Origin of the sequence: Marinobacterium ramblicola, from assembly GCF_019084545.1 — a bacterium.
GTDB classification, from domain to species: domain Bacteria; phylum Pseudomonadota; class Gammaproteobacteria; order Pseudomonadales; family Balneatricaceae; genus Marinobacterium_D; species Marinobacterium_D ramblicola.
The window spans coordinates 1-22,476 of sequence record NZ_JAHREP010000043.1 but is presented as its reverse complement, the minus strand read 5'-3'; the positions used below and the strand labels follow the sequence as shown (position 1 = coordinate 22,476).

General features: G+C 60.5%; 21 protein-coding genes. 6 read left to right on the top strand and 15 right to left on the bottom strand.

Features of this window, described 5'->3' with window-relative positions:
* The first annotated feature begins 159 nt into the window (after positions 1-159).
* The 5 genes from KQ940_RS21900 (at position 160) to KQ940_RS21880 (ending at position 5,735) form a co-directional block, all read left to right on the top strand.
* Entirely contained in the window at positions 160-1,575 is a 1,416-nt protein-coding gene (locus tag KQ940_RS21900) for an aldehyde dehydrogenase family protein (RefSeq protein WP_217416778.1), read from the top strand.
* 173 nt (positions 1,576-1,748) lie between these two features.
* The gene (locus tag KQ940_RS21895; RefSeq protein ID WP_217416777.1) at positions 1,749-2,450 is read left to right on the top strand and encodes a helix-turn-helix transcriptional regulator; all 702 of its coding nucleotides are present in this window, start codon (positions 1,749-1,751) and stop codon (positions 2,448-2,450) included.
* Between the two features lie 108 nt (positions 2,451-2,558).
* Positions 2,559-3,860 carry an aspartate aminotransferase family protein gene (locus KQ940_RS21890; RefSeq protein ID WP_217416776.1) on the top strand — a complete coding sequence of 434 codons (1,302 nt, stop codon included), beginning with the start codon at positions 2,559-2,561 and terminating at the stop codon, positions 3,858-3,860.
* Positions 3,857-4,879 carry a phosphotransferase enzyme family protein gene (locus KQ940_RS21885; protein ID WP_246590253.1) on the top strand — a complete coding sequence of 341 codons (1,023 nt, stop codon included), beginning with the start codon at positions 3,857-3,859 and terminating at the stop codon, positions 4,877-4,879. The genes KQ940_RS21890 and KQ940_RS21885 overlap by 4 nt, the downstream gene beginning before the upstream one ends.
* Positions 4,880-4,940: 61 nt before the next feature.
* Positions 4,941-5,735: an SDR family oxidoreductase gene (locus KQ940_RS21880; protein ID WP_217416775.1), complete on the top strand. Its 795-nt coding sequence runs from the start codon at positions 4,941-4,943 to the stop codon at positions 5,733-5,735.
* Positions 5,736-5,843: 108 nt separating this feature from the next.
* On the opposite strand, the gene KQ940_RS21875 is transcribed toward KQ940_RS21880, so the two are convergent.
* From KQ940_RS21875 to KQ940_RS21805, 15 genes are all read right to left on the bottom strand, one after another.
* Positions 5,844-7,136 (bottom strand): NAD(P)/FAD-dependent oxidoreductase, encoded by a 1,293-nt coding sequence (locus tag KQ940_RS21875; protein WP_217416774.1) that lies wholly within the window; start codon positions 7,134-7,136, stop codon positions 5,844-5,846.
* Positions 7,137-7,194: 58 nt separating this feature from the next.
* Entirely contained in the window at positions 7,195-7,617 is a 423-nt protein-coding gene (locus tag KQ940_RS21870; RefSeq protein WP_036183350.1) for a RidA family protein, read from the bottom strand.
* A gap of 88 nt (positions 7,618-7,705) precedes the next feature.
* Positions 7,706-8,845: an ornithine cyclodeaminase family protein gene (locus tag KQ940_RS21865; protein WP_217416773.1), complete on the bottom strand. Its 1,140-nt coding sequence runs from the start codon at positions 8,843-8,845 to the stop codon at positions 7,706-7,708.
* A 54-nt stretch (positions 8,846-8,899) separates the two neighbouring features.
* On the bottom strand, positions 8,900-10,252 hold the full coding sequence (locus KQ940_RS21860; RefSeq protein ID WP_217416772.1) for an aminotransferase class III-fold pyridoxal phosphate-dependent enzyme: 1,353 nt from the start codon (positions 10,250-10,252) through the stop codon (positions 8,900-8,902).
* 143 nt (positions 10,253-10,395) lie between these two features.
* A complete protein-coding gene (locus tag KQ940_RS21855; RefSeq protein WP_217416771.1) occupies positions 10,396-11,103 on the bottom strand; it encodes a helix-turn-helix domain-containing protein in 708 nt (235 codons plus the stop codon).
* A 140-nt stretch (positions 11,104-11,243) separates the two neighbouring features.
* Positions 11,244-12,719, bottom strand: a complete 1,476-nt coding sequence (locus KQ940_RS21850) for a tripartite tricarboxylate transporter permease (protein WP_217416770.1) — start codon at positions 12,717-12,719, stop codon at positions 11,244-11,246.
* A 13-nt stretch (positions 12,720-12,732) separates the two neighbouring features.
* Positions 12,733-13,314: a tripartite tricarboxylate transporter TctB family protein gene (locus KQ940_RS21845; protein WP_246590252.1), complete on the bottom strand. Its 582-nt coding sequence runs from the start codon at positions 13,312-13,314 to the stop codon at positions 12,733-12,735.
* Positions 13,315-13,384: 70 nt separating this feature from the next.
* Complete coding sequence (locus KQ940_RS21840; RefSeq protein WP_217416769.1) at positions 13,385-14,335, bottom strand: tripartite tricarboxylate transporter substrate binding protein; 951 nt, start codon at positions 14,333-14,335, stop codon at positions 13,385-13,387.
* 20 nt (positions 14,336-14,355) lie between these two features.
* Complete coding sequence (locus tag KQ940_RS21835; RefSeq protein WP_217416768.1) at positions 14,356-14,862, bottom strand: universal stress protein; 507 nt, start codon at positions 14,860-14,862, stop codon at positions 14,356-14,358.
* A gap of 132 nt (positions 14,863-14,994) precedes the next feature.
* On the bottom strand, positions 14,995-16,071 hold the full coding sequence (locus tag KQ940_RS21830) for a PA0069 family radical SAM protein (protein WP_217416767.1): 1,077 nt from the start codon (positions 16,069-16,071) through the stop codon (positions 14,995-14,997).
* A 223-nt stretch (positions 16,072-16,294) separates the two neighbouring features.
* A complete protein-coding gene (locus KQ940_RS21825; protein WP_217416766.1) occupies positions 16,295-17,410 on the bottom strand; it encodes a class II histone deacetylase in 1,116 nt (371 codons plus the stop codon).
* Positions 17,403-18,593: an MFS transporter gene (locus KQ940_RS21820; protein ID WP_246590251.1), complete on the bottom strand. Its 1,191-nt coding sequence runs from the start codon at positions 18,591-18,593 to the stop codon at positions 17,403-17,405. Before KQ940_RS21820 ends, KQ940_RS21825 begins: the two co-directional genes overlap by 8 nt.
* Positions 18,594-18,610: 17 nt before the next feature.
* Complete coding sequence (locus tag KQ940_RS21815) at positions 18,611-19,501, bottom strand: transporter (protein WP_217416765.1); 891 nt, start codon at positions 19,499-19,501, stop codon at positions 18,611-18,613.
* 132 nt (positions 19,502-19,633) lie between these two features.
* Positions 19,634-20,632, bottom strand: a complete 999-nt coding sequence (locus tag KQ940_RS21810; RefSeq protein WP_246590250.1) for a helix-turn-helix transcriptional regulator — start codon at positions 20,630-20,632, stop codon at positions 19,634-19,636.
* 246 nt (positions 20,633-20,878) lie between these two features.
* Positions 20,879-22,291: an aldehyde dehydrogenase family protein gene (locus tag KQ940_RS21805; protein ID WP_217416764.1), complete on the bottom strand. Its 1,413-nt coding sequence runs from the start codon at positions 22,289-22,291 to the stop codon at positions 20,879-20,881.
* On the opposite strand from KQ940_RS21805, the gene KQ940_RS21800 reads away from it, so the two are divergent.
* Positions 22,284-22,476 (top strand): hypothetical protein (locus KQ940_RS21800; RefSeq protein ID WP_217416763.1); only part of this gene is annotated, 193 nt, incomplete at its 3' end. The two genes, KQ940_RS21805 and KQ940_RS21800, sit on opposite strands and share 8 nt — an antisense overlap.

Genomic DNA, 22,476 nt, shown 5'->3' with positions numbered 1-22,476 from the left:
CCAGGGCAACGACGATACCAACACCTATGTTCAGGTGCTGGCGATCGTTCCGTTCTAAACTCATAACACGACCTATTACAAGACTCACGACAAGGTATACCGCGCAGCGCCGGCCATTAGGCCGGCGCCTGTCGCTAGAAGGCCCCAGAGGATCTGCACATGAAGACTGAATACTCCCTGATGATCGGCGGGCAGGCTACGGCCGGTGCCCGAGACCCCTTCGCCGTGATCGATCCGGCGACCGGCGAGCGCTTCGCCGACTGCCCCGCCGCCTCACCGGAACAGGTCGATCAGGCGGTAGCGGCCGCGGCCGAAGCGTTCAAAAGCTGGCAGTACAGCTCTGACGAAGAGCGCAAGGCGATCCTGCACCGCATCGCCGATGCGATCGAAGCCAACGCCGATGAGCTGGCGCAGATCGTCACCCGGGAGCAGGGCAAGCCGCTGGCGCTGGCGCAGATGGAGGTGGGTGGTGCCATCGCCTGGACCCGCTACACCGCCGAGCTGGAGATTCCGGTCAAGGTGATCGAAGACAGCGAACAGCGCCTGGCCGAGCTGCATCACAAGCCATTGGGCGTGGTCGGCTCGATCACTCCCTGGAACTGGCCGCTGATGATCGCGGTATGGCACATCATGCCGGCACTGCGCACCGGTAACACGGTGGTGGTTAAGCCCTCGTCGCTGACCCCGTTCAACACCCTCCGCCTGGTCGAGCTGATCAACGAGCAGGTACCGGCCGGCGTGATCAACATCGTCACCGGCGAGGGCGGTATCGGCCGTGCCATGACCGGTCATCCGGATATCAACAAGATCGTGTTCACCGGTTCCACCCCGACCGGTCAGGACATCATGCGCAATGCCGCCGGCAACCTGAAGCGTCTGACTCTGGAGCTGGGCGGCAACGATGCCGGCATCGTACTGCCCGACGCCGACCTGGACGCGGTAGCGATGGGGATCTTCCAGACCGCCTTCCTGAACATGGGCCAGACCTGTGCGGCGTTGAAGCGCCTCTATGTGCATGACTCACTCTATGACGACCTGTGCCAGCGCCTGGTCAACATCGCTCAGGAGCAGAAAGTGGGCTCCGGCCTGGAAGATGGTGTCACCTTCGGTCCGGTACAGAACCGCGCGCAGTTCGATCTGGTCCGCGAGCTGGTCGAGGATGCCCGTGCTCAGGGGGCGAAGGTACTCTGCGGTGGCGAAGCGCTGCCGGGTAATGGCTACTTCTACCCGCCAACCATCGTTGCCGACATTACCGATGGCACGCGCCTGGTCGATGAAGAGCAGTTCGGCCCGGTATTGCCGGTGATCCGTTACAGCGATGTCGAAGATGCGATTGCCCGCGCCAACGACAACCCCAACGGCCTCGGTGCCTCGGTATGGGGCAGCGATATCGAACAGGCACGCAAGGTCGCGGTGCGTCTGGAGAGCGGTACCGCGTGGATCAATAACCACGCCGAAGTGCTGCCGCACTGCCCGTTCGGCGGCTGCAAGATGTCCGGTTTCGGTGTCGAGTTCGGCGAGGAGGGGCTGCTCGAATACACCCAATCCCAGCTGCTCAGCATCAAACGCGCCTGACACTCAGGACCTCATCATTCCACCCCTGGCTCCTGCAGAGCGGAGTGTCAGATTGGCCCCCGAGCAGGGGCCTTTTTTGTCTTCGGCAGCATCCTTCGACTGCACATGGGGGGACAAGGAAGAGATTATGATGTTAACTTTCAGTCGTACCACGAAATGCATGAGTAGCGTTGATGACGATTGAACATGCCGATACACGGGAGTTTCAGCAGAGGAGCCTGGAGTTGATCTCCAGCCTGGTCTCGCTGAGCAGTTCTGCCTTTTTCCTGATCGATCCCGGCATGCAGCACAAGGGCGCGGTGCTCTACAATCTTGCCGCCGATGCAGAGAAGGCCTATGCCTCGGAGTACGGCGCACTCGATCCATTACATCCAGAGCGTTTCGCGAATAGTGACGAGGTGCTGGTCACACTGGATTCGCGGATCTCGCCTCATCATCTTAAACAGACGCTCTACTACCAGAACTTCATGGTGCCGTTTAACCACCGCTTTGTAGCGGATATGTTCTTCCGTCGTGAGGGACGGATCATCGCGGGGCTGAGCATGATGCGGGAGGAGTCGCTGGGCAACTTCCGCGCCGATGAGCTGGCGTTGCTGAAGAAAGTACAGCCCTTTCTCGAATATGCACTCAACGCCGTGTACCTGCCGCGTAGGGAGAGTGAGCGCCAGAATATCGCCGCCAAGTACGAGCTCACCGAGCGGGAGCTCGATGTGCTGGAGCTGGTGCTGCGCGGTAGCAGTAACAAGGCGATTGCGACGGATCTCGCCTTGGGTGAGGCGACGGTAAAGACCCATCTGATACGGATTTTCAGAAAAACCGAGGTAAAAAAACGCAGCGAGCTTGTCGCCAAGGTCCTGCTTGACCTGAATGGTTGAGCCTAATCCCCGATCTCCACCTTCTGGTGGATCCCGCATCCTGTCCTGAATCCCGATACTGAACGCTGAATCAGTCGAACACATTGAACTGAGGAGGCGAGTATCGCTATGTCGGATCATCAGGCCCAGGATCTTCTGTCCAGAAGATACCGTGTCATGGGGCATCACACCCCGCTGTTTTACGAGAAGCCGCTGCAACTGGTGCGCGGCGAGGGTGTCTGGCTCTGGGACAGCGAGGGCAAACGCTACCTGGATGTCTACAACAACGTCCCCCACGTCGGCCACTGCAACCCGCGCGTGGTCGAGGCACTCTCCCGCCAGGCATCGACACTGAATATCCACACCCGCTACCTGCACAACAACATCGTCGATTATCTGGAGCGCCTCACCGCCACCTTCGACGACGGCCTGCAGATGGCGATGCTGACCTGTACCGGCAGCGAGTCCAACGAGCTGGCGTTGCGCATGGCGCGCTACTGCACCGGCGGGCAGGGGATTATCGTCACCGACTTCGCCTATCACGGCAACACCGAAGCCGTGGCCGAGATCGGTACCGGCTTTATGCCGGAGTCGAGAACCACCAAGCGGGTGAAGGCGTTTCCCATTCCCGATTCATACCGCGGTATCGACGGTCTGACCGGCGAGGCGCTGGCGCAGGCCTATGCCGACCGCGTGCAGCAGGCGATCGACCAGTTCCATGCCGAAGGGATCAAAGTCGCCGGTATTCTGGTCTGCCCGGACTTCGCCAATGAGGGCTTGCTCAATGTACCGGCCGGCTTTCTGGAGCAGGCGGTGGCGAAGGTGCGTCAGGCCGGTGGCGTGTTCATTGCCGACGAGGTGCAGGTCGGGTTCGGCCGCTCAGGCAAGCATTTCTGGGCCCACCAGTGGTATGACCTGACCCCCGATATCGTGACGATGGGCAAACCGATGGGCAACGGTCATCCGCTGGCCGGTGTGGTTGCGCGCCCGGAGATGATCGAAGCGTTCAGCAAGGAGTCGATGTACTTCAACACCTTCGGCGGTAACCCTGTATCCTGCGCCGTCGGCATGGCGGTGCTCGATGTCCTGGAACAGGACAACCTGATGCAGAACGCGCTAACCACCGGGGCTTACGTGACGGAGGGTCTACGCAAGCTGCAACACAAGCATGAACTGATCGGTGAGGTGCGTGATCTCGGCATGTTCTTCGCTGTCGAGCTGGTGCGGGACCGGACCAGCAAGGCACCCGCGAAGGCGGAGGCACGCCGCATTATCAACCGGATGCGCGACAAGGGGGTGCTGATCAGCACCATCGGCGTGCATGACTCGATTCTCAAGCTGCGCCCGCCGATGCCGTTCCAGCCGGAGCACGCCGATATTTTGCTTCAGACGCTGGATCAGGTGTTGATCGAGATGGAGGGCGGGGTATGAGCGCCTTCTATCGATTGAACCCCGAACAGCAGAGTCAGTGCCTGTTGCAGATGGCGGCCCAGGCGCTGCGCCACTGGTCGTTGCAGGGCAGTGAGCTTAACTTGGTGAAGTATCGCGAAAACGCCGTATACCGGGTCGATACCGCCGATGGGCGGCGCTACGCACTGCGTATCCACCGACCGGGTTACCACAGTGGCGCAGCATTGCGCTCCGAACTGCAGTGGATGTCGGCGTTGGCGGAAAAGGGCATCGCGGTGCCGGAAGTGATCCCGACGGTCGACGGGCGTCTTCTGGTCAGTGAGTCGCATCTGGCCGTGCCCGAGGAGAGGGATATCGATCTGTTCGCATGGATCGATGGCGAGCAGTTTGGCTCGGTGGAGCAGGGGCTGGGTGACAACGCCGAACGTATCGAGCATCTCTATTCCACCCTCGGGGCGATGGCGGCCCGGCTGCACAACGGCTCAAGCGATTGGATACCGCCGGAAGGGTTCGAGCGTCATGCCTGGGATCGCGAGGGCCTGGTGGGTGAAGAACCCTTCTGGGGGCGTTTCTGGGAGCTCGAACTGTTGACCGAGGAGCAGAAACGGCTGATGGAAAGGGTTCGCGAGCGTATCGCCGAGAAACTGGAGGGCTACGACCGTTCTCTCCAGCGTTATGGGTTGATCCATGCCGACTTCGTGCCGGAGAACCTGATGGTCGAAGGCGATAATGTGCGGCTGATCGACTTCGATGACGCCGGCTTCGGCTGGCACCTGTTCGAGCTGGCCACGGCACTCTACTTCATCCAGGAGGAGCCCGGCTATACGGTGGCAAAACAGGCGCTGATCGACGGCTATCGCCGTGAGCGCGCGTTGTCGGATCAGGAGCTGGAGGATCTGGAGCTGTTCCTGGCCGCCAGAGCCTGCACCTACCTGGGTTGGATCCGCAGCCGGCAGGAGACCGAAACCGCCCGTGAGCTGGCACCGGATCTGATCCGTCGGGCCTGCAACCAGGCCGAACATTTCCTGTCGCTTGGCTGACCGCCTCCCGCTGAATGAGCCGCCACTGGCGGCTTTTTTGTGAATCGAACGGAGTAAGTGTATGAAAGTGGATTTAACTGGCCGCGTGGCCATCGTGACCGGTTCCGGCCAGGGGATAGGAGCGGGCATTGCTAAAGTGTTTGCTGACAACGGCGCCCATGTCATCGTCGCCACACGCACGGCATCTTCCGGTGAAGATACCGTAAAGCGTATATCGGAGTCCGGTGGCAGTGCCTGCCTGTTTCAATGCGATATCGGCCGGCGCGACAGCGTAACCCGCCTGATTGAACATACCATCGAGCGGTTCGGCCGTCTGGATATTGTTATCCACAATGCGGCGGTCTATCCGATGCGGGCCATCGAGGATCTCAGCGATGGGGAGCTGGACACCACGCTCAACGTCAACCTGAAAGCCGCGTTCTGGCTCGCCAAGGACGCGCTGCCCTATCTGCGCCAGTCGCCCTGTGGCCGTATCCTCTTCACATCGTCGGTCACCGGCCCGCGCGTGGCGATGCCCGAAACCGCCCACTATGCGGCGTCGAAAAGCGGTCTGAACGGTTTTATCCGCAGTGCGGCGATTGAGTTTGCCCGTGACCACATTACGGTCAACGGCGTAGAGCCCGGCTATATCCTGACCCCGGCGATGGCCGCGCTGACCGACGATGAAGGCCTGGCGATGATGGCCAGTCAGATACCGGTCGGAAAGTTGGGGCAAGCGACCGATATCGCCTATGCCATGCTCTATCTTGCTTCGGAACAGGCGTCCTATGTGACCGGGCAGACACTGGTGGTCGATGGCGGTTCGACGCTACCCGAGAGCCCGGTGTTGCTGGATGCGTTCTATAACGAGAGATAAAGCGCGGAGGGGAGATCCGGCGTTGTTGGGCGCAGGACCGTATGGGCAATGAAGGCCCCCGGATAAGAGCATCGCGGGTGCCTTCATCTTCAGGATCACATCCCAGGATCAGAATCTGCCGAACCTGTAGGGCGCGGGGTCGATGATCGGCTCGACGCCGGCTACCAGGTCAGCGGCCAGCTGGCCGGCGGCCGGTCCGGTGCCGAAACCGTGGCCGGAGAAACCGGTGGCGATGGTCAGGCCGGGGATGGACTCGATATGATCGATCACCGGGTTGGAGTCCGGGGTCACATCGAGCAAGCCGGCCCAGGCCTCTTCCACCTTGGCTTCTTCGAACGCAGGCCAGGCCGCCTTGAGATTGTTCAGCGCATCCTGATTAAGACCGGTATTGGGAGCCGGATCGTTGGTGCGCACCCTTTCGAACGGGGACTTGCTGTCGGCCTTCCAGCGACGTGGCAGCGCCAGATCCTTGAAAAAGGCGCTACCGAAACCGATCTTCAGGAAGCTGCGCTGTGTGCGCAGCTGGTCCAGATAGCGGTGGCCGATCAGCAGGTGATCCAGCGTGACCGGAGCGTCGAGCTTGCCGCGCTGGGTGATGATAAAGCCGCCATCCTGATGCTTGCGGAAGGAGAAGTCCGGTGCACCCAGTGCGGTGTCGGTCGGGCCCTCCATCGGCTGAGTTCTTAGCACCGAGCAGATCAGCGGCAGGGTCGGCAGCGATACGCCCAGGTTGCCGAGGAAACGACGTGACCAGGCACCACCGGCCAACAACACCTGCGAGCAGCGTACCTCGCCCTTTTCCGTGACCACGCCCGACACCCTGCCTGCCGACATGGACAGTGTGCGTACCGCGCAGTTCTGCACCAGTGTCACACCGCGCTTCATCGCCGCGTTGGCGATGGCGCTGGTGGTGATCGAAGGTTCGGCATAGCCGTCGGTGGGGGTATGGATGCCGCCGACCCAGTTGCCCTTGCCGCCGGGCACCAGCCGGTCAATATCACCGGGTGTCAGCAGCTTGGAATCCAGATTCAGTGCCTCGACAGACTTGTACCACTCTTCGTAGAACGCCATTTGCGCTTCGGTGCGGGCGACGAACATGATACCCGCCTGACGGTAACCGACCGAGCGGCCGATGCGCTCGGGCATCGCCGCCCACAGGCGGTCGGCGGCCTGGGCCAGCGGCACGTCATGGGCATGGCGGCTGGTCTTACGAATCCAGCCCAGATTGCGGGAGGATTGCTCACCGGCGATATGGCCCTTTTCGAGCAACAGCACCGAGATGTTGCGCTCTGCCAGGGCCAGGGCAGCGGTGACGCCGACAATACCGCCGCCAATTATTACCACATCGGCGGAGGAGGGGAGTTCGTCGGAAGTAACGACGGGTTCCAGTGTTTTGGTCATAGTGGTTGTCCTGCAGCAGCGGCAGAGCCAGCGACGAATCTGCCGACCCCACGGTGATTTATTGCGCGATGCGGATCTCTTCCACCTCGGCCTGTGACGCGCCACGGTAGGCGGTGACCTCCAGCTCGACCTTGTACACGGTGGAGCCCAGCGGCGGGCAGGTTACGGTGGTGGCCGGGTTGATGCCACGGAACTTGGTGCCGATAAACTCCATCACAGCCGGGGTGTCGTCCGGGTTCTGGATAAACACGCGGGACATAATGACATCGGCCAGGGAGGCATCGACCGCCGCCAGCGCCCGTTCGATGTTGTTGAACACCTGTTCGGTCTGTTCGATCACGTCTTCCGGAATCTCTTGGGTATCCGGGTTGCGCCCGGCGGTATTGGAGACGTGGATCAGGTTATCCACCATCACCAGACGTGAGTAGCTGGCGATCTCTTCGAATTTGGAGCCGGTTTTGACTTTTACGATCTTGGTCATTGGATCTTCTCGACAATAAATTACGAAAACGGGTAACGAAAACGGCACGGCGAGCAGCGCCGTGCCTGAATGGGACGTTGAAGGGAGATCAACGCAGTGCCGGGGTTTCCCAGAGGTTCAGCTTGATGCCGATCCCCTTTTCGAGGGCGTTGCGGTAGATCTTGGTCGCCCAGGCTACATCCTCCACCGGCATGCCGCCCACCGACATGATGATGATCTCGTCGTCGTTCTGACGCGCCGGGGTGTCGCCGCAGATGATCGCACCCAGATCTTCCAGCTCCGCCTTATCCATCTGGCCCTCGGCGATCATGTCCATAAAGCGCATGCCGACCAGCGGGATTACGTGGTGGCTGGGCTTGGGCACCTCTTCGTACCAGGCTTCGTACAGGCCGATGCTGTCCATCACCTTGCGCACGTCCGGGCCGCTCATGCCGTCGTCCAGGCTGCAGCTGGCCGGCATCGCCAGATAGGCACCGGGTTTCAGCCATTCGCGCTTGACCATCGGGTAGGTGGTCGGATCGCCCACTTCGCCGGAGTTGCAGTAGGAGATCAGGTCGGAGTCGCGTACCAGCTCCTCCACAGTATCGACGACCTGCAGGGTGGTGATCTGCGGATAGCTCTCCTTGACCCAGGCGATGAAGTTATCCAGGCTCTTCTGGCCGCGCCCTTTCACCTTGATGGTGTCGATCTCCGGGCAGGCGGCGATGAAGGAGGCGACGGTGGTTTTACCCATCACGCCAGGGCCGAGCAGGCCGATCACTTTTGAATCCTTGCGCGCCAGATGGCGGGCGCCGACACCGGGAATCGCGCCGGTACGGTAGGCGGACAACAGGTTGGCCGACATGTAGGCCAGCGGCGCGCCGGTATCGATGTCGCTGAGGATCATCATCAGGATGGAGCGCGGCAGCCCCTTTTCGCGGTTGGCGATGTTGGAGCCGTACCACTTCACGCCGCAGGTCTGGAAGTCGCCGCCCAGATAGGCCGGCATCGCCATCAGCCGACGATCCGCGGTCGGCTTGGGCATGGTCGGGAAGGGGGACTCTTTCGGGAAGGTGATCATGGCGCCGTGGGAGTCGCTGTTGGGGCCGGCCATGCGGTAATCGCCCTTGTGCAGCAGCGCGAACATCTCCTCCATGGTATCCACGCAGGCCGGCATATCGGTCACGCCCGCTTTGATCATGTCCGGCTCGGACAGGTAGATAAAATCGATCTTGGTATTCTCAGACATAGCTTCACCTATAAAAGTGCATTGCCGAATCGAGGCTTAGTTTCGAGCGTTGGATCAGGCCTTCACTTCCTGGAACGCGATCTTCAGCGCCGAGGTCAGCTTCTCGACCTCGGTTTCTGTCAGGGTCAGGGTTGGCGAGAGGATGATCTTGGTGCCGACCGGACGCACGATGGCGCCTTCGCGCATGGTCACGGCGGCGATGCGGTTGGCGTAACCCTTGGTTGGATCGATCGGTTCACGGGTCTTCTTGTTGGCGACCAGATCGATGGCGATCATCAGCCCCTTGCCGCGGATCTCACCGATGGCGGGGAAGTCGAGCAGCACCTGCTCCAGTTTGCGCTTGAGCAGCTCACCCTGAACGGCGGCGTTCTGCGGCAGGTTCTCCTGCTCGACGATCTTCAGCGAGGCCAGCGCAGCGGCGCAGGCCACCGGGTGGCCGGAGTAGGTGTAGCCGTGCATCACCGCACCGGTAAACGACTGGCAGCCTTCGATGGCGCTGGAGATGCGCTCGTTGACCAGGGTGGCACCGAGCGGGATATAACCGGAGTTGATCCCCTTGGCGAAGCACTGGATATCCGCTTTAACGCCCCAGCCACGCACGCCGAACATGCTGCCTGAGCGGCCGAAGCCGGTGACTACCTCGTCGGCGATCAGCAGCACGCCGTACTTGTCGCACACCTGGCGCACCAGCGGCCAGTAGTTGGCCGGGGGCACGATAACGCCACCGGCACCCTGCACCGGCTCGGCGATGAACGCGGCCACGGTTTCCGGGCCCTGAAAGATGATCTCCGCTTCCAGCTGAGCGGCGCAGAGCTGCCCGAGCTGTTCCGGATCCTCACAGTTCCAAGGGTTGCGGTAGAGCCAGGGGGTGTCGATGTGGATGCAGCCCGGCAGCATCGGTTCGTAGGAGGTCCGGAACACGGTGTTGCCGTTGATCGAGGCACCGCCGAAGTGAACGCCGTGGTAACCCTGTTTCAGCGAGATGAACTTGTAGCGCTGGGACTGACCCACCGCCTTCCAGTACTGACGGGCGAGCTTCAGCGCGGTTTCAACGGCATCGGAGCCGCCGGAGCTGAACATCGCCTTGCTCATCCCCTCCGGCTTGGTCATCTCGATCAGCCTGTCGGCCAGTTCATGGACGCAGGGGTGGGAGCAGCCGTCGAAGATCTGGAAATACTCCAGCTCATTCAACTGAGCGTTGATGGCGTCCTTAACCTCCTGGCGGTTATGGCCGACGTTGACGTTCCACAGCCCGCCGACACCGTCGACCAGCCAATCGCCGGCGGCAGTCTGGACGTAGTTGCCGTCGCCCTTGACGATCTGGATAAAGTTGCGCGAGGCCGGGTCGCCCGGATGCGCCATCGGGTTCCAGAAGTTTTGTGTTTTGGTTTGGGGTGTCGATTGCATGATCTACTCCGATTGCTGTAGGTCACAAAGAACCACCGAGGTGGAACGTGGCCAATGAAATCGAGTATATCGATGCGAAATTGGGCGACTATCAACCAGAAGGATGATGACGCCCGAGTAGGGAAAGCGGAGGGAGAGCTGTATCAGTGTTTCTGATACAGCGTGGAGATCAGCTCGTTTTTACTGTTGATCGACAGCTTCTGGAAAATATGTTGCAGGTGGGTTTTAACCGTGGCCAGGCTGCAGTCCAGATTGTTGGCAATCGATTTATTGGGCAGCCCCTGAGTGACCAGCTCGACGACCAGCCGCTCCTTGTTGGTCAGGCCATGCTGGCTGCAGAAGCTGTCGAACTGGGTATTTTTCGGCGACGCGATGCTCTGCTCCAGCGAGAACTGCATGAACTGGTAGAGCTTGTTCACCCGGCGCACATAGTCGGCATCGATCTCCGGCTGGTTGGCCAGGTTGAACAGGGCGAAACCGGCGACCAGTTGGTTGTCCTGGCGCAGGAACAGCTCGACGATATCGCGTACGCCCCAGGGGTTGATGAACTCCTGGAAATAGGGGTGCTCGCTGCGCTCATGACCGGATACCAGGTCGCTCATCTTGACCACATCGGCATCGTTGTCGGAGAAGAGGGTCGGGTGCAGAGGGTCGTATTTATGGTAGGTGTTGACATATTCCCTGTGCATAGAGGGTTGCAGCTGGTGCACCTTGTAGCACACCGGCTTGCCCTTCTCGTCGATAAGGTAGGAGATCGCCTTGGGTACGTCGAGCACGCCGGTAAGCAGACCGAGACATTCTTCCTGAAATTGATATAGCCCTACCGAGTGCGCCAGTGAATTGGAGTTCATGGAACTGTCACCCGCTTGCAATAAAGTTAATATATTAACTTATTTAGCGCGGGGGAGGCTCTATGTCAAATGAATTCTATTTTCCGTGCCGGCCTGCGGATGATCCGGGCGTCCTTGCCCAGGCCGGTATTAAGCCGGTACTAGACTTTCTTGCGCAGCAATCCCCAGATATAGAAGCCTAACGAGGCGGCGATCATCAGGAACAGGGTCAGACTGATCGGACGGGTGACGAATATGCTTAGGTCGCCCTCCGCCACGCCCATCGCCTGACGGAAGCGGGTCAGGAATACCGGCCCCAGTACCAGGCCGAGGATGATCGGAACCGCCGGGATGTTCGCCCGGCGCAGCATGTAACCGAATATCGCGAAACCGAGGGCAATCATCGCATCGGAGAAGCGGTAGTTCTGGCTGTAGCTGCCGATAAAGCCCAGCACCAGGATAAAGGCGCCGATGAAGCGACCGCGGATCCGGGTCAGATTCACGATCCAGCGGGTGGCGAAGGTCAGGTACAGGAACACCACGATATTCATCAGGAACAGCGAGAGGTAGAGGCCGGAGATGAACTCCGGGCGCTCCACGAACAGCGTCGGTCCTGGAATATAGTTATGCACCATGAACACTGCCAGCAGCATCGCCATCAGCGCGTCGGTGGGGATACCGAACGCTAGTAGAGGCACCATTACCGACGCGGTGACAGCGTTGTTGGAGGTTTCCGAGGCGATCACGCCTTCTGGCGCGCCATCACCGAACTTCTCCGGATTCTTGGAGAACTTCTGCGCCAGGGTATAGGAGAAGAATTGGGAGCCGAACTCGCCGACTCCGGGCAACAGGCCCATCACCACGCCCAGCGTGGCTGAGCGGAACACGGTCATCTTGTGCCGGAACAGTTCGATGAAACCGCCAAACATACCGCTGCCTTCCAGCGTGGTTTTCTGCGCATCGTTGCCACGCTGAGACAGCAGCACGAAGGCCTGGGACATGGCAAACAGGCCGATCACCGCCGGTACCAGCGGGATGCCGCCGAGCAGCCAGCTCTGGTCGAAGGTGAATACCTGCACGCTGTAGGAGCGATCCAGCCCGATAGTACCGAGGAATATACCGAAGCCGAGCATCATCGCAGCTTCTACTACATGGTTGCGGTGGGCGAGTACGACGAAGATCATCCCCAGTGCCGCGAGCATGGCGAACTCGGCGGAGCCGAACATCCGTGCAACCTGGGACAGTGTCGGTGCGAGCAGAACCAATGAGCAGACACTGATGATGCCGCCGACAAACGATGAGGTGTAGGCGATCGACAGCGCGCGCTTGCCCTCACCGCGCTTGGCCATCGGATAGCCATCGTAGGTGGTCAGCACCGCTACCGGCGTGCCTGGCGTGTTCATCAGAATGGCCGGTATCGCCCCGCCGTACCAGGCGCCGCCGTAGACGCCGAGCAGCAGGGATACGCCGGCCAGCGGATCCATGGAGAAGCTCAACGGCAGCAGGATCGCCATGACCCCGGCAGGTTCAAGCCCGGGAATGGAGCCGATGGTCACGCCGATCAGAGCGCCGATCACGATGGCCATCAACACATTGAGATGACCGATTTCATTAAGACCTAAGAGTAGTGTATCCATCGTGGGGCCTCTCCTATAGGTACTGATTGGCCAAGTCAGACAGATTGTCCGGCAACAGGGAGTAGAGCCAGGCATCCGGCAGCCAGATATGCAGGCCGACCCGGAAGATCAGGATCAACGCGGCCACGGTCAGCAGGTTGGCGATCAGCCAAGTGCGGTTGAGCAGGCGCGAAAGCCAGAGCAGTACCGTGGTGAAGATCGCTGTCGACAGCATGAAGCCGAGCAGCTCCAGCGACTGGATGTAGAGAAAAAACAGCAGCGAGGAGACCAGTGCGGTACGGAAACTGTCGAGGCCGTCGAACACCAACTCCACGGTGTTGTCGCCCCGCCCGATGGGTGAGTTGCGGAAATCCTTGAATGACTGGGCGACGCGGACCAGTGAGAACATCGCCATGACGACCAGACCGAGTGTCGAGCCGATCATAGGTTGGGTATACCAGCCGCGCTTGGTGTCGACCCAGGCGGCCTGATCGGGAATCAGGCACAAGAGTACGAGGGATACCAGCAGCAGAAACCAGTAGATCCCATAGGAGCGATCCTCCAGGGCTCCGTCGCTGTCTGGTGTCTCTAGCTGTTTCAAAGTGTCGTTATTCATGGGCTCGAGATCGCTACGGAGCAGAGGAATCCAATTTGGATTCCTCTGCTCGCTGGTTACAACAGGTGGATCACTTCATGAATTTCAGAAGCTCTTTGGAAGCTTCGAAATCATCCGCGACATGCTGTTCTGCAGCGGCGCCGGCGGTCCAGTAAATACCGGCGCCGGTGGTTTTGGCAATCTCCGCGGCACGGGGGCCCTCAAGTGCCGCTTTCGCCACTTCGGCTATGCGCGCCTTGATCTCGGCGGGGGTGCCTTTCTTGACGAACAGGCCGTTCCAGAGGGTCTGTTTGATACCGGTCTGCTCGGCCAGAGTCGGTACGTCCGGTGCAAGGCCGATGCGCTCTTTGGTGATCGACGCGATCACCTTCACTTCACCGGATTTCAGGCAGGCGAGAATGGTCTGGGTCGTGGTGTTGATGATATCCGCATCGCCGGTCGCCAGCGTCGAGCAATCGATGCTGTCGAACGGAGCGTCGGACTTGAACTTGATCCCCTCCTGCACAGCGGCCTTGAAGGTGAGTGCAGTCGGCAGGGCCTGGTAGCCGAAATGACCCAGGGAGACATCGTGGGTCTTGGAGTATTCGGCCAGCTCTTTCAGGTTGTTGTACGGTGCGTCGCTTTTGGTGGCGATCACGAACGGGTAGTCGAGGAAGATACCGACCGGTTCGAAGGTGTCCTTATCGTAGGGGGCGTTACCGGCTGCTACATAGGTGCTGACGATGTCAACCACAAAGGAGCCGATGGTCAGGCCGTCGGGTTGTGTATTGGCAACGTCGGTGGCACCGATGATACCGCCGCCGCCCGGCTTGTTGACCACGGTGGCCGGCTTGCCGGTTTCGTTGGTCATCTCTTCGGCGATCAGGCGGGTCAGCAGATCCTCCAGGTCGCCCGGTGGCCAGGGCACGACGAATTTGACCGGGCGGGAGGGGTAGTCGGCAGCGGAGGCTGTCGGCGTAATCAGCAGCGGAGCAGCAACTACGGCTGCAGCAGCGAGCAGTGTCTTGAACTGTTTTTTCATGGTCACCTCAGGTGTTGACGTTAGTCTTTTTTAGAATTTTTCGCGCTATTGAGGGGCACGATGAGTACCGGTATCTGAGTGTGATGAAGCACTTTCTGAGCGGTGGAACCCAGGAAGATCCTGGACGCTGTAGAGGCGCTTCGTTCACCCATCACGATCAGGTCGGCTGCCAGCTTGTCCGCGCTACGCACGATCACCTTTGCCGGCGGTCCAACGAGTACTTTTATTAGAGTCGGGTAGGGCAATTGGGTACCTTCCGGCAACTCTTCATCCAGAAAGCTCTGGATTCTTTCGGTTATGCGTTCCTTGTAACTGTTCAGCCAGGCATTAGTGCGAGCGGTGTTCGCCTCGCGCGGCAGGTAATCGTCGATCATCTCGGCGGCAGGACCGTTCAAGGGCTCCAGTGCGTGGATGAAAATGATCTGGGCCTCATGCTTGAGTGCCTGCTCCACCGCCATGCGGAAAGCGGGACGGCTACCGGGACTGATGTCCGAGGCGTAAAGGATCGTTTTGATCTTGGGTAGCATCGCGCCTCTCCTGGCGGAAAAGTTACTGTCTGAACACAACCTCATTACAGTTCATCAGCCCAGGCTTGAACATCAACCGTACGGTTGATGGTGGGGCATGCGGGAGTAGGGGGCGATGCGTTCGCTGAGAGATCAGCTGAACAGTGCCAACTGGTCGCCGGTCTGAGGGGGGATCGAGAACAGGTCCGTCCGCAACTGCAGTCGATCGCGCTGGCCCAGGCCGTATCGGTTGAGTGCCAGGCGAAAGCGTTGCGCGATCAGATCGGCAAACGCGCCTTCACCGCGCATCCGGTTGCCGAAGCGGCTGTCATACTCTCGGCCGCCACGGCTCTGGCGGATCAGGCTCATCACGTGTTCGGCCCGGTCCGGATAGTGGGTCTCCAGCCATTCGCGGAACAGTTCTTTTACCTCATGTGGCAGGCGGATGAAGATATAGCCGGCGGAGCGTGCCCCGGCATCGGCACTGGCCTCGACAATCGCTTCGAGCTCGCGGTCGTTGATCATCGGGATCAGCGGCGCGAGTAACACCCCGACCGGCACACCGGCCCCGGTCAGTTCACGGATCGCCGCTAACCGGGTTCTGGGACCCGCAGCACGGGGCTCGAGCGTGCGCTTGAGTTGAGGGTCCAGCGTGGTCATGCTGATCATCACCGAGCAGAGCTGCTGTCGAGCCAGCTCGGCGAGGAGATCGAGATCCCGGGTGATCAGCGCGCCCTTGGTGATGATCGTCACCGGCTGGCGGAAGCGGACCATCACCTCCAGCAGCTCGCGTGTGGTGCGGCGTTGCTGCTCCAGCGGCTGGTAGGGGTCGGTATTGGCGCCCAGGGTGATCGGTGTGCAGCGGTAGTTTTTCGCCCGTAACTCCTTCTCAAGCTGCTCGGCTGCATGGGTCTTGCAGATGATATGGGTCTCGAAATCGAGCCCCGGTGACAGGTCCCAGTAGGCGTGGCTGGGGCGGGCAAAACAGTAGATGCAGCCATGTTCGCAGCCGCGGTAGGGGTTGATCGACTGCTCGAAAGGTACGTCGGGCGAACTGTTACGGCTGATGATCGATTTCGGCCGCTCTTCGATCTGTACCGTAGCGATTCGGTCAGTAACCTCGCCGTCGTCAAACTCCGTTTCGGCGTCGAGTTCCCGGTGGGTAGGTGAAAAACGGTTGGCCGGATTACTCAGGGCACCACGGCCCCGCAAAGGCTTCGAAGCGGACATGAGGGCACTGCTCTTAAAAGTGTACTGTTTAAATATACAGTATATGGCGTAGGTCGCAAGACAGGCGGACTCATGCGCCTCAAGTTGCCGTTGAACGGAGACACAAAAAAAAGCGCCCCCTGGGACGGGGGCGAAGAAGTATCTCTGAGGAAACAGAGAGTTGAGGTGAAACTCGATGTATCGGTTAGCCCCCGGCAAGGCGGGCTGCCGGGGTGGTCGGATCCTAAGCCGAGAAAGCGAGGCGGTTGGCGAGTTGATCCAGCAAACGGCGCTGAAGTTCGAGCGCCACCTGCGAGGGTTGTTGCAGGGCGATAAACGCCTGCAGCGGATCTTCGACCTCGGTGCGTATACCGGACAGCGCCTCGATGCTGGCCAGGCCGCAGAACGGCACATAACCCTCGGAGTAGCCGCCCTCATGGGCCAGCACCAGACGACCGGCGCAGAGCCTTTGCGCGGCCTGCTGGACCTGTTCGGTCATCGCGCGGAAGGTGTCGCTGTGGGCCAGCATCCGCGCCAGCGGATCGATGGCGTTGGCGTCGTAGCCGCAGGCGACGATGATCAGCTCCGGCTGGTACTGCTCCAGCGCCGGAATCACCAGCTGCTCGAAGGCGTAGAGATAGGCATCGTGACCGCCACCGGGCAGCAACGGAATATTCAGGTTGTAGCCCTCGCCGTCACCGGCGCCGCGATCCTCGGCACCGGAGTAGCCCGGCGGGAAGCAGCCCTCCTGGTGCAGAGAGATGGTCAGCACGTCAGGGCGGTTGTAGTAGATTGCCTGGGTACCGTTGCCGTGGTGTACATCCCAGTCGATGACCGCCACGCGCTGCAGGTTGAACTTGGCTTTGGCGCGTTCGATGGCGACCGGGATGTTGGCCAGGAAGCAGAACCCCATCGCCTGATCGGGCAGACAGTGGTGACCCGGTGGACGGGACAGGGCGTAGGCGTTCTCCACCTCACCGCTCAGTACTGCGTCCACCGCCGCGCACACCAGTCCGGTGGACTGGCGGGCGATCTCGAAACTCTGCGGCCCCACCGGTGCATTGTCGCCGAACGGACCGCCGCCGTTATCGCTGAGCTGCTTGAAACGCTGTAGATACTCTGCCGGATGCACCCGGCTCAGGTCCTCCCAGCTGGCGGGTTCGGCGCCCCTCAGGGTCAGTTGGCGGCTAAGACCTGAGACGTCGAGCAGATTCTTCAGTCGGCGCTTGGTTTCGGGTGACTCGGCGTGACCGGCGGCGGAGGGGGGTTGTACCCAGCCCCCGGTGGGCAGAATGTCCACGTGGCTGCCGGTGGTGTGCCAGAAGCAGTATTCGTCGAAAAACAGGGCAGTATTACGCATTTTGGGCGACTCCAGGGTTGGACAGGCGCTTGGGCTGGATGAACAGCATCAGCAGCAGGGAGGTGGTGGCGAGCAGTGCCGAGCCGAGCAGCACTTCCATGTAGCCGCCGAGCGCTTCGATCATCTGGCCGGCGATCAGCGGGCCGAGCGCCAGACCGCCGCCGATCACCAGGTTGGTCAGGCTCATGACATGGCCGTTGCGGTCGATCGACGCCAGACTGGCGAGAATGAACGGCAGGGCAAAGGTCCAGGCGTACTTGAAGCCCAGCGCCGCCACGGTGAAGCGGATGCTGTCCGGGGCACCGGTCAGCAGCAGGATGCCGACGATCATAATCAGGTAGCCGATCAGCAGTGGTCGGTTATAACGGTTACGGCCGCCGAGCAGGGTGGCGGTGACGGCGCCGGCAATACCGAACAGTGAGGCGATTGCCAGCACGTTGCCGCTGGTCTGGCTGTCGATCGACGCGGCGCCGGCGATGGCGCCGATGAAGGTCCAGACCCCGTTCAGGCTGACGTAGAACAGCAGTACCGCCAGCAGGCCGAGCAGCGCGGGCCGCGTCAGGGGCGTCCCGGTTTTGGCCGATGGCTGATCCACGGGGACCTGTTTGCCGGTCGGCAGGTAGCCTATCAGCGGCGTGCTGAGCAGCATCAGTGCTGCCAGGGCGATAAAGAACGCGGATAATCCGAAGTGCGCGAACAGGATTGGCAGCAGTGACAGGCCGACGGCACCCAGGGCCAGCTGACCCATCACCCAAAGCCCGTAGGCACGGTCCGGTTTCGGAAGCATGGAGGCTGTTGCCATACAGATGATCATCAACGAGCCGCCGCCGAGGCCACTCAGGATGCGCAGCAGCGTGAGCTGGACCGGGCTGTCGACCAGCGCCGAGAAGATGTTAGCCAGAATAAACAGCAGTGCGCTGACGCTGCCCGCCAGGCGCCAGTTGGTGCGTGACAACCAGTAGAAGCCGGGCAGGGTGGCCAGACTCATGGCACCCAGTTCAGCGGTGAACAGCTGGCCGATTGCCGCCGGCCCCATCTGTAACTCGGTGGCCAGTTGCCCGGCCACAACGGGTGCCATAAGCAGCAGTGCCGGTACTATAGCGGCAATCGCCACCAGGGCGACCGTGGTCATCGGGGCGTTGCTGATTTCGCTGGGCATAGTCCTGATGTTGTGTGAACTCATTTCAACCTCCCCTGGCATCAATAGACGTGGACAAAACGCAGCATCGCCTGACTGACGTCGAAACCGTTTTCGGTCTCCACGTTCTTGGCGTAGGTGAACATCAGCTGATTCTGCTGATCCAGCCAGTGACCGAGCTCAAAGCCCAGGTCGGTGTATTGCTGGCGGGTATTGGCGATCTTCTGGCCGTCGAGTTCCAGTTCACCGCCGACAGCGTGGTAGAGCCGCAGTGCGCCGTAGGTGCTGGGGGTAAAGTCATATGAGGCGAACGCCTGCAGCCGGTACAGCGGATCCTGGGACAGTGTCATGCCGTAGTAATCGTCGTTGTCGCCGTAAAACTGCGCTTCCAGCGAGCCTTCCAGGGTCCAGTTGGCACTGACGCCGCGGGTGTAGTTGAGCAGGAAGGTGGCGCCCCAGCGGTTGGCACCGGCGGAGACATCCGCCTTGTCGCCATCGTAACTGCCCACCGGCACGGTCAGCAGCGTCAACAGGCCGCTGTACTCCCTCTGTTCCGGGTTGTTGATCAGGAACAGGGTACCGCCGACCTGTGGATCGCCGATGCCGGTGGAGCTGATGCTACTGCCTGCGCCCGGAAGTGTCGCTTCGACCCGAGAGGCCGGCACGATGAACTGGGGGGTGCAGAGAGTGCCGCAGATATCACTGAACCAGACATGGCGGTAGGCGATGGCATTGACGTCCAGCTCTGCATCCTTGAATGTGCCGGCATTGGAGTCGAACTCATTGGCCCAGACGGTTGGCAGGTAGAGCACACCGAGCTGGGTTCCCGCCGGTGCGCTGTAGAAATCGCGCGCATTGGTATCGGCGGCCCGGGCAGCATCGGCTACCGCCAGGCAGGCACAGAGATGGCCCGCGATCAGTGTGCGTTGTAAAAGAGTGGTGCGTTTTTTCATTGAATATCCCTCTGATGGGTAGTTTATTTCGCGTGAAAAATACCCTCGGATATAAATTCATATCCGATAAGTTTTATATTTTTTGTTTAGTAAGTACCGGTTAGTACTTTAACGAGGGGCTTTTCTCTTATTTTATGTGGGTTTGTTTATAGGTATGTCGTGCAGTAAACGACCGATATCCGCCTTATTATTGATGCCAAGTTTTCGGTAGATGGATCTCAGGTAATGACGCACGGTATTGGGCGACACTCCAATATCCCGTGCGATCTCTTTATAGGTCAGGCCCTGGCCGAAGCGGGTGGCGACATCCTGCTCCCGGGTCGACAACTGTTCGATCGGGTAGAGCTGGCGCGCGACCAGCAGATATAGGTCGTCGCGGTTATGTGTGTCGATGACCACCGACTTGCCCTGATAGCCTGTAGCGTCGGGCAAAAAGGGCAGTGTTGGGCCCCGCCATTCGGGCCATTCGGTCAGCAGCAGGTCGACCAGGCCAGGTTCGGAACTGAGTAGTACGCCGTCTCGGGTGCAGACCGCCAGTGCCATATGGCTGTCGCTGCGGGATTCGAGCAAGGCATAGAGACTGCGAATCTGGTTGATGGAGGCCGCCGAGAGCAGGTGCGGCATTAACGACTCAAGCAGCTGGCGCTCAAGAGGGGTAAAGGGGTTGTCCTCTTTGGCGCGATAAATACTCAGGTGATTGCTCAGACCGGTTATTTCATCAAGACTGATTACACACATCAATTCATGAAATTCGTAACGCTCGCCAAGCCATTTTAAGCCGGGGTGAATGTCAGGATTGTCGATATTTAGAATGATCGCTTCGCCCGGTTTTTTGAAAACCTCCTCCACCGTGTTGTCATCGTCGCGGATACTTTTCCAGTCTGTAAAATATTCTGGTGGCAGATGTAACAGGTAGTAGCTGTGCAGGCGTTCCGGCGCTTCTGCAGAGGGTGCACCTCGGCCCCACCAGGCTGAGCGAAACGGAATGATCGATTGCACGCACTCCAGCATCGTCTGCAGAAAACGTTCGAGCGGCTCCTCCCTGGCCAGGCGGTAGATCTCCAGCAGTGCCTGGCTGAACTGGTTCAGTACCATGCCATCAATCTGTGGTTCGGGAGCCGAGTACTGCATGTGGAATATCCTCTTTTTATAGTGTTCCACGGCTTCTTCGCGATCTTCACTTGATCTTAGTATGGCGGGGCGGGTGTGAATATCCTGCAGATGCAGGGTGCTGTGGGGCGGCTGATCGGTTGAGTATCGAGCAAAAAAAAGAGCCCCCAGGGTAGGGGGCTGTTGAATGCTCCGTATAACAGAGAGCCATGGTGGAAGCTGAATGATGAAGGGGTGTCGCTCTGTACCGTGGTGCTTTGGTGCGCGTTACCGGTTGATATTGACGACCTGCAACTGGGTGTACTCCAGCAGGCCTTCGACGCCGAACTCGACGCCGACACCCGAGAGCTTGCAGCCGCCGAACGGCGCGTGGGGTAGAACCTCGGCATGGCCGTTGATCCATACCGTGCCGCACTCCAGTTGGCGCGCTACGTCGTTGGCCTGGTCCAGGTCCGGTCCCCAGACCGAGCCGCCAAGACCGAAGGGGCAGTCGTTGGCCAGGCGGATCGCCTCGTCGATATCCTGGTAGCGGATCACCGGCAATACCGGGCCGAACTGCTCCTCATCGACCAGACGCACGCCGTTGCTGACATCGGCGACGATGGTCGGCGGGTAGAAGTAGCCCTTGCCGTCGACCGGTGCACCGCCGCTGAGGATGCTCCCGCCCTGGACCTTGGCATCCTCGACCAGCTCGCATACGCGCCGGAACTGGTTGGCGTTCTGCACCGGACCGAAGCTGGTGCCCTCGGCCAGACCATCGCCGACCACCTGGGCGTTGGCAATCTCGGCCAGCTTGGTGCACAGCGCATCGTACAGGCTGTCGTGCACGTAGAGGCGCTTCAGCGCGGCACAGGTCTGGCCCATGTTGAGGAACGCGGTCTGGAAGATCCCCTCCGCCACGGCGTCCACATCGGTGCCGGGCAGCACGATGGCAGCATCGTTGCCGCCCAGCTCCAGGGTCAGCCGCTTCAGGTTGCCGGCAGCGTTGGCCATGATGGCCTGTCCGGTCGGCGTGGAGCCGGTGAAGATCACCTTGTCGATGCCGGTATGGCGGCTGATCGCCTCGCCGATCTCGCGCTCGCCGGTGACCAGGTTGACCACGCCGGCGGGCAGCACCTCGTTGATGATCTCAACCAGACGCAGGGTGTTCAGCGGCGTCAGCCCGGAGGGTTTGCACACCACCGTGTTACCGGTGCGCAGGGCGGGGATGATGTGCCAGATGGCGATCATCAGCGGCCAGTTCCAGGGGGTGATGGAGGCGACCACGCCGAGCGGCTTGCGATGGCCTTCGATCCGCTTGTGCTCGCTGTCCTCGATCAGCTTGACCGGGATCTCCAGGTCGGCGTTGTAGCGGGTCCAGGCCACGGCGCCACCGACCTCCATCTGCGCCAGGAACAGCGGCTTGCCCTGCTCCTGCACGATGATGCGGGCCAGTTCGTCGGCGTTGGCCTCGATCGTATCGGCGATGCGGTGCAGCAGCGCTGTGCGTTCGGCATCGGTGGTCTTGCGCCAGCTCTGGAACGCCTGGCGCGCGGCGGCGACCGCCAGGTCCAGTTGCTCGACCGAGGCCATCCGGCCTGAAGCGATGGCGGCTTCGGTGGCCGGGTTGATCACGTCAAACGCAGCGTCCTGTCCGGCAACCTTGTCGCCGTTGATCAGCAGGGAGAGTTCGGTGGACATGGTTGCCTCCATAGAGTTTGTTTTAATGTTGTCTATTCAAGGCGTGGTACCGGGCCGAGGGCGGTATGCACCGCCTCGACCTTGGAGCCTTTATTACGACATCTGCCATGGGATGGCAGGCCGTGGTTTAGAACGGAACGATCGCCAGCACCTGAACATAGGTATTGGTATCGTCGTTGCCCTGA

Bases quoted from the DNA above. Each gene is read 5' to 3' on its own strand.
- KQ940_RS21810 (WP_246590250.1), bottom strand. From the start codon at position 20,632: ATGCAGTACTCGGCTCCCGAACCACAGATTGATGGCATGGTACTGAAC.
- KQ940_RS21865 (WP_217416773.1), bottom strand. From the start codon at position 8,845: ATGTCTGAGAATACCAAGATCGATTTTATCTACCTGTCCGAGCCGGAC.
- KQ940_RS21840 (WP_217416769.1), bottom strand. From the start codon at position 14,335: ATGAAAAAACAGTTCAAGACACTGCTCGCTGCTGCAGCCGTAGTTGCT.
- KQ940_RS21860 (WP_217416772.1), bottom strand. From the start codon at position 10,252: ATGCAATCGACACCCCAAACCAAAACACAAAACTTCTGGAACCCGATG.
- KQ940_RS21825 (WP_217416766.1), bottom strand. From the start codon at position 17,410: ATGCGTAATACTGCCCTGTTTTTCGACGAATACTGCTTCTGGCACACC.
- KQ940_RS21895 (WP_217416777.1), top strand. From the start codon at position 1,749: ATGACGATTGAACATGCCGATACACGGGAGTTTCAGCAGAGGAGCCTG.
- KQ940_RS21845 (WP_246590252.1), bottom strand. From the start codon at position 13,314: ATGAATAACGACACTTTGAAACAGCTAGAGACACCAGACAGCGACGGA.
- KQ940_RS21875 (WP_217416774.1), bottom strand. From the start codon at position 7,136: ATGACCAAAACACTGGAACCCGTCGTTACTTCCGACGAACTCCCCTCC.
- KQ940_RS21805 (WP_217416764.1), bottom strand. From the start codon at position 22,291: ATGTCCACCGAACTCTCCCTGCTGATCAACGGCGACAAGGTTGCCGGA.
- KQ940_RS21880 (WP_217416775.1), top strand. From the start codon at position 4,941: ATGAAAGTGGATTTAACTGGCCGCGTGGCCATCGTGACCGGTTCCGGC.
- KQ940_RS21850 (WP_217416770.1), bottom strand. From the start codon at position 12,719: ATGGATACACTACTCTTAGGTCTTAATGAAATCGGTCATCTCAATGTG.
- KQ940_RS21870 (WP_036183350.1), bottom strand. From the start codon at position 7,617: ATGACCAAGATCGTAAAAGTCAAAACCGGCTCCAAATTCGAAGAGATC.
- KQ940_RS21900 (WP_217416778.1), top strand. From the start codon at position 160: ATGAAGACTGAATACTCCCTGATGATCGGCGGGCAGGCTACGGCCGGT.
- KQ940_RS21890 (WP_217416776.1), top strand. From the start codon at position 2,559: ATGTCGGATCATCAGGCCCAGGATCTTCTGTCCAGAAGATACCGTGTC.
- KQ940_RS21815 (WP_217416765.1), bottom strand. From the start codon at position 19,501: ATGAAAAAACGCACCACTCTTTTACAACGCACACTGATCGCGGGCCAT.
- KQ940_RS21855 (WP_217416771.1), bottom strand. From the start codon at position 11,103: ATGAACTCCAATTCACTGGCGCACTCGGTAGGGCTATATCAATTTCAG.
- KQ940_RS21820 (WP_246590251.1), bottom strand. From the start codon at position 18,593: ATGAGTTCACACAACATCAGGACTATGCCCAGCGAAATCAGCAACGCC.
- KQ940_RS21830 (WP_217416767.1), bottom strand. From the start codon at position 16,071: ATGTCCGCTTCGAAGCCTTTGCGGGGCCGTGGTGCCCTGAGTAATCCG.
- KQ940_RS21885 (WP_246590253.1), top strand. From the start codon at position 3,857: ATGAGCGCCTTCTATCGATTGAACCCCGAACAGCAGAGTCAGTGCCTG.
- KQ940_RS21835 (WP_217416768.1), bottom strand. From the start codon at position 14,862: ATGCTACCCAAGATCAAAACGATCCTTTACGCCTCGGACATCAGTCCC.